Annotated in this window: 13 protein-coding genes; 5 read left to right on the forward strand and 8 right to left on the reverse strand. The window is 65.3% G+C overall.

Features of this window, described 5'->3' with window-relative positions; genetic code table 11:
• Positions 1 to 482: 482 nt before the first annotated feature.
• The 3 genes from ACTJKT_RS12280 to ACTJKT_RS12290 all read right to left on the reverse strand — a co-directional run bounded on the left by ACTJKT_RS12280 (position 483) and on the right by ACTJKT_RS12290 (position 2322).
• Entirely contained in the window at positions 483 to 1703 is a 1221-nt protein-coding gene (locus ACTJKT_RS12280; RefSeq protein WP_440787260.1) for a cytochrome c biogenesis protein DipZ, read from the reverse strand.
• Positions 1704 to 1774: 71 nt separating this feature from the next.
• Positions 1775 to 2011 carry a hypothetical protein gene (locus tag ACTJKT_RS12285; protein ID WP_440787261.1) on the reverse strand — a complete coding sequence of 79 codons (237 nt, stop codon included), beginning with the start codon at positions 2009 to 2011 and terminating at the stop codon, positions 1775 to 1777.
• 47 nt (positions 2012 to 2058) lie between these two features.
• The gene (locus tag ACTJKT_RS12290) at positions 2059 to 2322 is read right to left on the reverse strand and encodes a DUF2790 domain-containing protein (protein WP_097303201.1); all 264 of its coding nucleotides are present in this window, start codon (positions 2320 to 2322) and stop codon (positions 2059 to 2061) included.
• Between the two features lie 294 nt (positions 2323 to 2616).
• Between ACTJKT_RS12290 and ACTJKT_RS12295 the strand changes: the two genes are divergently transcribed.
• From ACTJKT_RS12295 to ACTJKT_RS12310, 4 genes are all read left to right on the forward strand, one after another.
• Positions 2617 to 3357: a response regulator gene (locus ACTJKT_RS12295; RefSeq protein WP_009048666.1), complete on the forward strand. Its 741-nt coding sequence runs from the start codon at positions 2617 to 2619 to the stop codon at positions 3355 to 3357.
• On the forward strand, positions 3354 to 4676 hold the full coding sequence (locus ACTJKT_RS12300; RefSeq protein ID WP_440787262.1) for an ATP-binding protein: 1323 nt from the start codon (positions 3354 to 3356) through the stop codon (positions 4674 to 4676). The genes ACTJKT_RS12295 and ACTJKT_RS12300 overlap by 4 nt, the downstream gene beginning before the upstream one ends.
• A 116-nt stretch (positions 4677 to 4792) precedes the next feature.
• Positions 4793 to 5428, forward strand: a complete 636-nt coding sequence (locus ACTJKT_RS12305; protein WP_440787263.1) for a hypothetical protein — start codon at positions 4793 to 4795, stop codon at positions 5426 to 5428.
• An 87-nt stretch (positions 5429 to 5515) separates the two neighbouring features.
• The gene (locus ACTJKT_RS12310) at positions 5516 to 6022 is read left to right on the forward strand and encodes an HvfX family Cu-binding RiPP maturation protein (protein WP_440787264.1); all 507 of its coding nucleotides are present in this window, start codon (positions 5516 to 5518) and stop codon (positions 6020 to 6022) included.
• 432 nt (positions 6023 to 6454) lie between these two features.
• Here ACTJKT_RS12310 and ACTJKT_RS12315 read toward each other — a convergent pair whose 3' ends face one another.
• The 5 genes from ACTJKT_RS12315 to ACTJKT_RS12335 form a co-directional block, all read right to left on the reverse strand.
• The gene (locus tag ACTJKT_RS12315) at positions 6455 to 7216 is read right to left on the reverse strand and encodes an HvfC family RiPP maturation protein (RefSeq protein WP_440787265.1); all 762 of its coding nucleotides are present in this window, start codon (positions 7214 to 7216) and stop codon (positions 6455 to 6457) included.
• A complete protein-coding gene (locus tag ACTJKT_RS12320; protein WP_440787266.1) occupies positions 7209 to 8105 on the reverse strand; it encodes an HvfB family MNIO-type RiPP peptide maturase in 897 nt (298 codons plus the stop codon). Before ACTJKT_RS12320 ends, ACTJKT_RS12315 begins: the two co-directional genes overlap by 8 nt.
• A gap of 64 nt (positions 8106 to 8169) precedes the next feature.
• Entirely contained in the window at positions 8170 to 8556 is a 387-nt protein-coding gene (locus ACTJKT_RS12325) for an HvfA family oxazolone/thioamide-modified RiPP metallophore (RefSeq protein ID WP_063430239.1), read from the reverse strand.
• A 202-nt stretch (positions 8557 to 8758) separates the two neighbouring features.
• Positions 8759 to 9691, reverse strand: a complete 933-nt coding sequence (gene nudK, locus ACTJKT_RS12330) for a GDP-mannose pyrophosphatase NudK (protein WP_440787267.1) — start codon at positions 9689 to 9691, stop codon at positions 8759 to 8761.
• Between the two features lie 166 nt (positions 9692 to 9857).
• A complete protein-coding gene (locus tag ACTJKT_RS12335; RefSeq protein ID WP_440787268.1) occupies positions 9858 to 10481 on the reverse strand; it encodes a TetR/AcrR family transcriptional regulator in 624 nt (207 codons plus the stop codon).
• Between the two features lie 198 nt (positions 10482 to 10679).
• Here ACTJKT_RS12335 and ACTJKT_RS12340 point away from each other — a divergent pair, with 198 nt between their 5' ends.
• Positions 10680 to 12101: an MFS transporter gene (locus ACTJKT_RS12340; RefSeq protein WP_440787269.1), complete on the forward strand. Its 1422-nt coding sequence runs from the start codon at positions 10680 to 10682 to the stop codon at positions 12099 to 12101.
• The last annotated feature ends 22 nt before the right edge of the window (positions 12102 to 12123 follow it).

A 12123-nucleotide genomic window follows, 5' to 3' on the forward strand; every position in this document is an offset into this window, starting at 1 on the left:
ATTGGGCGCGACGCGGTGTAACTGAAAAACGCGGGGTGTCTGACCCGACGCCTCGCGAGCAAGCTGCGCTCCTACAGGTCCGGTGTTTGCCGCGAATCCGGCATGCGCCGCAAAACCTGTAGGAGCCAGGCTTGCCGGCGATAGAGGCGACGCGGTGTAACTGAAGAACGCGGGTGTCTGACCCGACGCCTCGCGAGCAAGCTTCGCTCCTACAGGTTCGGGGTTTGCCGCGAATACGGCATGCGCCGCAAAACCCGTAGGAGCCAGGCTTGCCGGCGATTGGGCGCGACGCGGTGTAACTGAAGAACGCGGGGTGTCTGACCCGACGCCTCGCGAGCAAGCTGCGTTCCTACAGGTTCGGGGTTTGCCGCGAATCCGGCATGCGCCGCAAAACCCGTAGGAGCCAGGCTTGCCGGCGATTGGGGGCGACGCGGTGTCACTGACCCACCGCCCCGCAAATCCTCGACCGGCAACCCGTCCCCTCACGACGCCTTGGCCTCCCGCAACAACTGCTGGATCACCTGCTCCTGCGCCTCGTAGCTGCCCTCGCCAAAGTGGCTGTAGCGCACCTGGCCGCGGGCGTCGATAAAGTAGTGGGCCGGCCAGTACTGATTGTCGAAGGCGCGCCAGATCGCGTAGTCGTTGTCGATGGCCACCGGGTAGCCGATATCCAGCTTGCGCACCTGGGCCTTGACGTTGTCGATGACCTTTTCGAAGGCGTACTCCGGGGTGTGCACGCCGATCACCACCAGCCCGTCCTTGGCGTACTTTTTCGCCCAGGCATTCACATAGGGCAGGCTGTGCTGGCAGTTGATGCAGTCGTAGGTCCAGAAATTCACCAGCACTACCTTGCCGCGCAGGGCTTCGGCGTCCAGCGGCGGCGAGTTCAGCCATTGCACCGCGCCATTCAGCGAAGGCATCGGGCCTTTGCTCGGCAGCGTCTCGACGGGCGCGGCGCCGGCCTTGTCGATCAGGTAGTCCAGGGCCTTGGGCACGGCCTTCAGCAGGCTCTGCTCGAGGGCCGCGCCACCTTGAGATGAAGTGCTGGCCAACAGACGGTCGTCCACCCCGCTGCCGATCGCCACGACCGCCAGCAATACCAGGTAACCGGCGGTGCGGCGCAACCAGGCGGTGGCCGGCAGGGATGGTTTGAGCCGGTTGACCAGCCCTCTTCCAGCGAAAATCAGCAGCCCCAGGGACAAGGCACTGCCCAGGCCGTAGGCCAGCAGCAACAAGCTGGTCTGGGTGCTGGCCCCTTGCAGCATGGCGCCGGTCAGAATCACCCCGAGAATCGGCCCGGCACAGGGCGCCCAGAGCAGACCGGTGGCCACCCCGAGCAACAGCGCCGCCAAGGGCCCGGAGAGCTTGCGCGCCCGATCGAGGCGCAGGCCATCCAGGCGATTGCCCAGGCTGACCCAGGGCCGGGCCAGCCAGTTGCCGAAGCGGGTAAAGATCAACGACAAGGCGAACAGCCCCAGCACGATCAGCGCCAGCTGGCGCCCGATGCCGTTGGCGCGGACGATCCAGTCGCTGCTGATCACCGCCAGGCTCGATACCAGGGCAAAGGTCAGCGCCATGCCGCCGAGGGTCAGCAGCACCGAGCCGCGCGAGCGGTCGGCCCGGGCGAACAGGAACGGCACCACCGGAAGAATGCAGGGGCTGAGGATGGTCAGCACCCCGCCGAGAAACGCTATGAGCAACATGGCATCACCTGTGATAGGTCAATGTCCGCCCGCCATCGGCGGCGGGCGGATTCAGGGGTGGCAGGCCCGGTTCAGGCCTGGTTGTCGGCGCGCATCCCTTGCGGGGTGCGCTCGTAGCCGCCTTCGGCCAGCCAGCTGTGCTGCTGCAAGGTGCTGGCTTTCAAGCTGTCAGGTTTAAAGGAGCTGACACTTGAAAGCGGGCTGAGCTGGAAGCAGGTCGAGCAGGATGAGTCGGCGGCGCTGGCATCCACGGCCACGCCGGCCAGGGCCAAGGTCAGGGAAAGCAGGCAGGTTTTCAGGGTATTCATGGGCTGATCCTCATGTTCAACAGGGACTACATGACAAGGGAGTGCACTCAGTTGCCGTCGTTACAGTTGTTGGCGAACTTGCGGTAATCCAGGGCCTGGGTGCGACCCTGGGAATCGAGGTAGGTCATGCGCGCATTGACCACGCCGCAGCTCGGCTCGGCGTCTTCGCTCATCGACAGGACTTTCTGGATATCCAGCTGGGTGCCGTAGCTGTAGGTCTGGGCCTGCACGGTGCTTTCGGCGCGGGCCGACAGGGTGCAGATATTCAGGGCGGCGAACAGGCAGGCGGCGTAGAGGGCGGTGCGTTTCATGGTGCTTTCCTCGGGCGACAATGGGTTTTGGTGGCGAGGCGAGTGGCTGTGCCTCGATGGAGCCCATTGAATGCGCGGGAGGTATCGCGCTTGTGTCGGCAAACCGCCCTTGCGGTCTCCCTGCGTATCCACGCCGCCGGGGGATACAGAGCGATACAAAGGCGCCGGAAAAACCTTGTTTTGCATCGCCGTGTGTTCAACGAGGCGCCAGATACACTGCAATACAAAGGCCCGCAGGCAAGGCCGTTCGGCCCCTATAAACTAGGCAGCACGACCCTATACAGAGGCAGCCCCATGGATCATGTCGATCACGTATTGATAGTCGATGACGACCGCGAGATCAGAGAGCTGGTAGGCAACTACCTGAAAAAGAACGGCCTGCGCACCACGGTAGTGGCTGACGGGCGGCAGATGCGCAGCTTCCTGGAAACCACCCCGGTGGACCTGATCGTGCTCGACATCATGCTGCCCGGCGACGATGGCCTGCTGCTGTGCCGCGAGCTGCGCGCCGGCAAGCACAAGGCCACGCCGGTGCTGATGCTCACCGCGCGCAACGACGAGACCGACCGCATCATCGGCCTGGAGATGGGCGCCGACGATTACCTGGTCAAGCCCTTCGCCGCCCGCGAGCTGCTGGCGCGGATCAATGCCGTGCTGCGCCGCACGCGCATGCTGCCGCCGAACCTGGTGGTCACCGAAAGCGGCCGCCTGCTGGGCTTCGGCCGCTGGCGCCTGGACACCACCGCGCGCCACCTGCTGGACCAGGACGGCACTATGGTGGCCCTGAGCGGCGCCGAATACCGCTTGCTGCGGGTGTTCCTCGACCACCCGCAACGGGTGCTCAACCGCGACCAGTTGCTCAACCTGACCCAGGGCCGCGACGCCGACCTGTTCGACCGCTCCATCGACCTGCTGGTCAGCCGCCTGCGCCAGCGCCTGCTGGACGACGCCCGGGAACCGGCCTACATCAAGACCGTGCGCAGCGAGGGCTATGTGTTCTCGCTGCCGGTGGAGATCCTCGAGGCCGCGTCATGAAGCTGGCGCTGCACTGGCCGCGTACCCTCGCCTCGCGGCTGTCGCTGATCTTCCTGATCGGCCTGGCGCTGGCCCAGGGCCTGTCGTTCGCCGCGCAGTCCTACGAGCGCTACCAGAGCGCGAAGATGACCATGCTCGGCAACCTGGAGAGCGACGTCTCGACCTCCATCGCCATCCTCGACCGCCTGCCCGCCGCCGAGCGCCCCGCCTGGCTGCAACGCCTGCAACGGCGCAACTATGGCTACCTGCTCAGCGCCGGCGAACCCGGCCAGCCCCTGGACGGCGACGATGTGCCGGTCTCGGTGAACTCGATCAAGAACGCCCTCGGCCGCGACTACGACCTGGCATTCAACAACATTCCCGGCCCGCGCCAACACTACCAGGCCCACCTGCGACTGGCCGACGGCAGCCCACTGACCATCGACGTGCGCCCGGCGCTGATGCCGATGTCGCCCTGGCTGCCGGCGGTGCTGCTGGGGCAGCTGCTGGTGTTGATCCTCTGCGCCTGGCTGGCGGTGCGCATCGCCGTGCGCCCGCTGACCCGACTGGCCCAGGCGGTGGACAGCCTCGACCCCAACACCCACGGCGTGCACCTGGACGAAAAAGGCCCGCTCGAAGTGGTGCACGCGGCCAAGGCCTTCAACGCCCTGCAGGCGCGGATCGGCGCCTACCTCAAGGAGCGCATGCAACTCTTGGCGGCAATCTCCCACGACCTGCAGACGCCGATCACCCGCATGAAGCTGCGCGCCGAGTTCATGGACGAGTCCGCCGAGAAGGACAAGCTGTGGAACGACCTGAGTGAAATGGAGCACCTGGTGCGCGAGGGCGTGGCCTATGCCCGCAGCATCCATGGCGCCACCGAGGCCAGTTGCCGCATCGACCTGGACGCCTTCCTCGACAGCCTGGTGTTCGACTACCAGGACACCGGCCAGGACGTTGAGCTGGCGGGCAAGAACGGCGCGCTGATCGACACCCGCCCCCATGCCCTGCGCCGGGTCCTGGTGAACCTGGTGGACAACGCGCTGAAGTTCTCCGGCGCGGCGCAGATCGAGGTCCAGGCACAGGCCGGCGATCGCCTGTCGGTCAAGGTCCTGGACCGTGGCCCGGGGATCAGCGAAGAACAGCTGGCCGAAGTGCTCAAGCCGTTCTATCGGGTGGAAAGCTCGCGCAACCGCGACACCGGCGGCACCGGTCTGGGCCTGGCCATCGCCCAGCAACTGGCGGTGGCCCTGGGCGGCTCGCTGCGCCTGAGCAATCGCGAAGGAGGCGGCCTGTGCGCCGAACTGATCCTGGTCAGCGGCAACCAGGCCAGTCTCTGAACGCTTTGCTACACAGGCATACATAACCGCCCTTTGCCGACACAGCCGATATACACGGCCTTGCAAGACTCCTGGGACGCGCCGCGACAGCGGCGCCCAACCTCAAGGAGCCTCTCATGCCCACTCAATCCCTCCCCTTGCGTTTCCACGGCTGGCGGCTGTTCAGCCTGCTGGCCGCCGTCGTGCTGCTGATGACCGCGCTGATCCTGCTGCTCAATCCAGACCTGGTCGAGGCCACCCGTAGCGCGATCCGCGCCACCGCGCGTTCGTCCTTCGTGCTGTTTCTGCTGGCCTTCACTGCTTCGGCATTCGCCGTGCTGCTGCCCTCGCCGCTGGGCCAGGCACTGGTGCGCGAGCGCCGTTTCATCGGCCTGGCGTTCGCCTTCTCGCATCTGGTGCACGCCCTGCTGATCTACAGCTACGGGCAACTGAACCCAGAGTTCTGGCCCGGCCGCAGCACCCTGGGCAACCTGCCCGGCTCCGTGGGTTACCTGTTTATCCTGCTGCTGACCCTGACCTCGTTCAAAGGCCCGGCGTCGCTGCTCAGCCGTACCGCCTGGAAACGCCTGCACACCACCGGCATGTGGGTGATCGCGACGATATTCGCCTACTCCAACTTCAAACGTATTCCGCTGAGCGCCTGGTACCTGCTGCCCTTCGCCATCACCTGCTCGGCCATGACGATCAACCTGCTGGGCAAGCTGGCCCAGGCCAACAAACGCCGGCAACGCCAGACCCTGAGCCCGCGCTGAACTCAACCGCCCTGTAGCCGCTGCCACAGGCTGCGATCGACGCCGCAGGCGGCGTCGCTTTTCCACTTTGCACAGGAGACCCACCCCATGATCCTCACGCTTTCATCCGCCCTCAACGAGCTGCAACGCCACCTCAACCGCGTCTCCCCCTGGGTCGCGCTCCTCAGCCTGCGCCTGTTGCTGGCCTGGGAGTTCTTCGAATCGGGCCTGGAAAAATGGCAGGGTGAAAACTGGTTCCAGCAGATCCAGTCCGCCTTCCCCTTTCCCTTCGACCAGTTGCCGGCGAGCCTGAACTGGCAGCTGTCGATGTGGGCCGAACTGCTGTGCGCCCTGGCGCTGCTGCTGGGCCTGGGCACCCGCTGCGCCGCGCTGGTACTGATGATGGTCACGGTGGTCGCCACCGCCGCCGTGCACTGGCCGGCCGAGTGGTCGACCCTCAGCGAACTGGCCCAGGGTTACGCCATCAGCAACAAGGGCCACGGCAACTTCAAGCTGCCGGTGATCTACCTGGCGGCGCTGCTGCCGCTGCTGTTCCAGGGCCCGGGCAAGCTCAGCCTGGATGCGTTGATCGGGCGCCTGCGCCACAGGCGCTGATATCTCGGGGCAAAAAAAGCCGCAGCCTGAGCTGCGGCTTTGGTGTTTCTACGGAAGGAAATTTTGATAACAGGCACATATCCCTGTAGCCGCTGGCGCAGCCTGCGATCGGCTGCGTAGCGGCCGCCAACCCAAGCAACGCGGTGTATCAGGAAGACCGCAATCGCAGGTTTTACGACGGCTGCGCCGCCGATCGCAGGCTTCGCCAGCGGCTACACAGAGCCGGTAGCACCCTGCATTTGTTACAACCGGTCCAGGCCATTGGCAGCAAGGGTGACAGAACAACATGTCGACGCCGCGCAACCTGTAGCCGCTGGCGCAGCCTGCGATCGGCTGCGCAGCAGACGCACCCCAAGCAACGCGGTGTATCAGGAAGACCGCAATCGCAGGTTTTACGACGGCTACGCCGCCGATCGCAGGCTGCGCCAGCGGCTACACAGAGCCAATAACGCCTTGGTTGTGCATCTGTTGCAGCAGGCTCTGGCCATTGGCGAGAAAGGTCTCGAGGTCGTCGATACCGGCTTCCAGGGCCAGGCCTTGCAACTGGTCGCGACCCAATAGCAGTGGAAAGGCCTCGATACGTTGCAGCAGGCGCCAGGCCAGGGGGCTGAGTTCGGAGAAGTGCACCCGGTAGTCGGCATCGCGGCGGATCAGCAGCAAGGTCGGTGCTGCCCCAGGCTCGGTGGGACGCCAGGCCGGCCCCAGGCGCTGCACCGGCCAGGCGTAGGCCAGCGGCCAGGCCAGGGGCGACAGGCGCAAGGGCTGGGTCAGCAGCCGCTCCGGGTCGCTGGCCGGCAGCGGCTCGGCCTCGGCCTGTTGCAGGGCCATTTCGATCCACTCGTAATGGCTCAGCTCCAGCATAAAGACCGGCCAGCCGGCGTCCTGCAAAGCGGCGGGCGCGGAGGCCATCCAGGCCACGAACTCGCCGGCGATCTCGCCGAACTTCGGCGTGGCGCAACGGTGCTCGCGCAGGAACACCCGCAGCAGCCGGCGCCAGTCCGCCTCGCCCAGTATCGAGCGCAACACCGGGAAGGTATTGCCAAGCAACGACAGTAGGTTGTCGAACACCAGCTCGCGGTAAATCTCCACCCGCGCGCGGTCCATCCCGGCGGGCGGCGCCCGGTGCTCGGGATCGCGCAGGTAAGCGGTCAGGGCCTGTTGCTGGGTGTCGAGGGCGATCAGCGGCTTATCCATGGGCCAGCCTCCCCTGTGCCTGGCAGGCATCGGCCTGCAACTGACGGATGCTGTCCAGCTCGCCCAGCAGCTCGGCGAATGGCGGGAAGTTGAAGTCCCGTTCCAGCAGGGTCGGCTGCACGCCAAACAACTCATAGGCACGCGCCAGCAAGGCCCAGACCACCGGCTTGACCGGCGCGCCGTGGGTGTCGATCTTCAGGCTGTCGGACTGGTCGTAGTGCCCGGCCACATGCATCGCCACCACCCGCTCTGGCGGTAGGCCGGCGAGAAAGGCCTGGGGCTCGAACCCGTGGTTCACCGAGTTGACATAGAGGTTGTTGACGTCCAGCAACAGGTCGCAATCGGCTTCGGCCAGCACCGCGTTGGTGAAGGCCAGCTCGTCCATGTCCTGGCGTGGCGCCGCGTAGTACGAGACGTTTTCCACCGCCAGACGCCGGCCCAGCACATCCTGGGCCTGACGGATGCGCGCCGCGACATGGCGCACCGCCTCTTCGGTGAACGGCAGCGGCAACAGGTCGTAGAGGTGCCCGTCGTCGCCGCAGTAGCTCAGGTGTTCGCTGTACAGCGGCACATTAAAGCGGTCGAGGAACTGCCGGACTTCCCGCAGGAATCCCAGGTCCAGCGGCGCCGGACCACCCAGGGACAACGACAGCCCGTGGCAGCTCAACGGGTAACGCTCGGCCAGGGCGCGCAACGCGGCGCCATGGGCACCGCCGATGCCGATCCAGTTTTCCGGCGCCAGCTCCAGAAAATCAAAAGCGCCCGCAGGCGCCGTATTCAATGAGTCGAGCAAGGCACGACGCAAGCCAAGCCCCACGGCTGCCGAAACGGGCTGCTGTGGGGCTTGGGCGGATGATGGGATGTTGCAGGGTCGTATTGAGGGAGGCATGGGTCCGTCTCCTGGTTGCCCCGAAAAAACCGGGGAGCACCTGAGTGCCCCCCGCCACCGCCGATCAGGACTCGATCGCCGCACCGCACTTGCCTTCGCCACATTTGCCTTCGGCCGAACCGGCCTTGGCCGCCAGGTACTGCTTGGCTTCGCTCAGGCTGATGGCGCCATCGTGGTTGGCGTCGATCTTGTCGAACTCGGCCGCCCGCTCGGGGGCCGCGGCGATGAACTCCTCGCGGGACACCTTGCCGTCATGGTTAGTGTCGGTCTTGGCGAACTTGTCTTCGCCGCACTTGCCTTCGGCCGAGGTCTTGACCCCGTCCGCCGCGGCCAGGGTGTAGCCCTGGGACAGTGCAGTCATGCTCAGCGCCGAAGCGGCGGTGGACAGGCCCAGGCCACCGACCAGTGCCAGGCCGAGCGCTACGTTGGAAACATTGGAGAGTTTGAACATGCTGATACCCCTTGGATGGATTGACTAAGTGTTCTCGCCATCGATACCGAGAAGCTCGGTGCTGGCGAGTGGACGTAGTTAATCCTCGGGGTGTATCCGGGTTGTGTGCGCAACCGGCGCCAGGACAAGCAGGTGTATCAGCGCCGGGCCGATACACACTCCGATACAAGGCCGTCGACCACCCAGCCTGCTGAACGCGGGTTCAACTGGCCGGATTGCAACGCGGGATATCCTGCAGCGAGCGGTAGACCGGCAGGCCCCGGCCCTCGCCCATCGCGACCAGGGCATCGGCACTGGCGCAGGCACCGCCGATGCGCAGCAGCGCGTCGCAACGCTGCAACTGATGCCGCGCACGCTCCTGGAACCGGGCGCCTGGCTCGCCGGCAGCGCTCGAATCCTCCGCCGCCAGCCCCAGCCACTGGCCAAACACGGGGCTGTGCCCGGCCTCGAACAGCCGCGCGGCACAGTCGTCCAGGCTGGCGACCTGCCGCGCCAGCGCCGCTGGGTCTTCTGCCCCCGAGTACCGGGGCGCGGCCACCAGGATCGTCAGGCGACGCGGCGGCATCAGGCGCAGTTCCAGGTATTGCAGGAGCATGATGGTCTTGCCGTCGACGATCTCGCCGCTGCGCACCATGTCCAGCGCCTGCTGGTAACCCAGCTCCAGCACCTCGATGTCCTCGCCCTCTTCCTCCAGGCCGCCGCCGTCGCCGATGCGGTCGTCGGGGGCATACTCGCCGATGAAAAAGTGCAGGCGCTCGGTGACCGAGCCGGGGCTCATGAAGGCTTCATAGACCTTCTCCACCGCGCCGACGCGGTAGCCGGTTTCCTCTTCGGCTTCCAGGCGGATGCGTTCTTCCGGGCTGGCATTGTCCAGCAGGCCGGCGGCGGTCTCGATCAGGTAGCCGCTGTGGTCGTTGACGTAGGTCGGCATGCGGAACTGGCGGATCAGCAGCACGGTGCGCCGCTCGCGGTTGTACAGCAGGATGGTCGCGCCATTGCCGCGGTCGTAGACCTCGCGGGTCTGCGCCTGCCAGCTGCCGTCGCGGCGTTGCAGGTCGAAGCTGTATTTCTTCAGCAGGTACCAGTTGTCGGAGAGCAATTGCTCCGCGGTGATACGCACGGGTGCGGCTTGCATGAGTGTCCCTCTTGGCTGTTCGGCGTCATTCAACAGCAATGGCGAGGCGGCTGTCGATGCCATCCCGGGCCTTGCGCCGGGGCGACTGAAGCAATTCAAGGCATCCTGTGCTCTCCAGGCCTGGGGCGGCGACATTATCGGCCCGCCTGTGCCGGCGGCGCCGCTATCAACCGTCGCGGAAGATGAACTTCATGACCGCCTCGGCATGGGCTTCGATTGCCTCAGGCAAGAGGGCATCGCGCTCGTGGACGAATCGCAGCTCAGCGGTGACCAGATAAGGCATCTGCGCAATGGCCACCACCATGTACAGCATCATCACCGGGTCCAGCCCTCCGAGGCCGGCGGGCAACTCGACACCCTTCAGAAAACCAAGTGTTCGCGCGTGATTGGGACGGATGTAGTGCTCAGCCAGCCATTGCAGCCGGTCCGAACCTTCGATCGACTCCTGCACGATCAGCCGGGCGTGCTCGGGATGCCGCGCGCAGTAATGGACATAGGCACGGATGTAGCGTTTCAGGGCATCGATGGGAGACGGATCCCGCGAGAGGTCCGGCGGCGGGATTTCCTGTTCCAGGCGCTCGAACAGGAAAGCCGCGCTTTCGCGCCAGAGCTGCTCCTTGCCACCGAAGTGGTAGCGGATCATCGCATGGTTGACCCCTACCCGATCCGCGATATCGCGCAGGCTCACCGCCGCGAAACCTCGGGCCGCGAACAGATCCAGGGCGGTCTGCAGGATGTCGGTTCGCGTCTGCTCGCTGCGTTCCTGCTTAGCGATTCGTGGCGTATTCATACGTCGTACCTGCCGGCCAGTATTTTGAATGGGCGCAAGTCTGGCGCAGGTGTCCGAGTATTGACAACCCTATTCGGTCGAGTAATTATCCGACCGGATAGTTTTTTAGCGAAAAACTCATCTCATGCGAAACAACCCCGGGGCGAGGCATCGAAACGGGCAAAACAATAGCCAAAGTGGCATATGCGGAGATTGCAAATGATCGGGTTCGTAGCGCGCAAGGCACCGCCCAAGATGTCGTTGGTACGCAAGATTTCCCTCGGTGCAGGCGACTTCGGGGTCAACCTCTACTGGCAGATCGCATCGTTGTTCCTGCTGTTCTTCTACACCGAAGTGCTGGGCCTCTCCGCGTACACCGCCGGACTGATCTACATGAGCGCGCTGATCTGGGATGCGCTCGTCGATCCGCTGATCGGTGCCATGGCCGACCGTACCAGGACCCGTTTCGGCCGCTTCCGCCCCTACCTGCTGCTGGGCGCCGCGCCACTGGCCATCGCCTTTGTACTCATGTTCATCCTGCCCCGTGGCGAAGCCACCCAGTTGGTGCTGCTCACCCTGGTGAGCCACTTCGCTTTCCGAACCTTGTTCGCCCTGGTCTCGGTGCCTTATGCCTCGCTCTATGCCCGGGTCACCCAGGACAGCGCCGAGCGCGCGACCATGGCTGGCATTCGCATGGTGTTCGCCATTCTCGCCGCCATGGCCGTCTCGGCGACGCTCCTGCCGGCAACGCGTCATTTCGGCGGCGGGACTTTCGCCTGGGGGCTGGTGGTGGGCCTGTTCGCCTGCCTGGCCAGTGCCATGCTGATCGTCGCGGCTATCGCGGCGGGCGCCGATGACTCGACGCAGGATGAGCCACAGACATCCGCCAACAGACCGGATGCCAAGCGCCTGCTGGGCTCCCTGCTGAGCAATCGGCCGCTGCTGATCGTGCTGGGCATCACGCTGATGAACTCGCTGGCCAGCACCTTTTTCTCCAAGAACCTTCTCTACTACTTCAAGTACGTGCGCAACGATGCCGACTTCGGCGGCACGGCGCTGGCCCTGATGGCGTGCGTAGCAGCGCTGGCCGCACCGCTCTGGGCCTATGTGGCGCGCGCGCGCAGCAAGCGTTTCGCCATGCTGGCAGGCACCAGTTTCTACTGCCTGGGTTTTATCCTCTGGTACCTGTTCAGCGCCTCGGGGTATGCCGTGCTCCTGTCGATTCTCGCCTTGCTTGCGATCGGCGCCAGCGCCACCGTTGTGTGCTTCTGGGCCATGGTTCCGGATACCGTCGAGTACGGCCAGTGGCGTTCGGGCATTCGCTGCGAGTCACTGATTATCGGCACGGTGATTTTCGCCCAGAAGGCCGCGCTCGGCATCGCCGCCGGCAGCCTGGGCCTGGCACTGAGCAGCATCGGTTTCGTGCCCAACAGCCTGCAGTCGCCGCATACCACCCAACTGCTGTTGAGCACCATGTCCGGCGTGCCGCTACTCGGCAGCCTGGGCGTGTTCCTGCTCGCCTGGATCTACCCCATCGACCCGGCGACCCACCGCCGCCTGCTCGATGCCCTGGCTCTGCGCCCCCAAGAGGAGCCAGATAGCCCGGACCTGCCCGCAGCCTCGCCCTTGCCCCGGACGTAGACGCAGGCCTCGCTCCATCCCC

The sequence above is a fragment of the Pseudomonas sp. 22526 genome (genome assembly GCF_052044735.1).
Taxonomy (GTDB): Bacteria; Pseudomonadota; Gammaproteobacteria; order Pseudomonadales; family Pseudomonadaceae; genus Aquipseudomonas; species Aquipseudomonas piscium.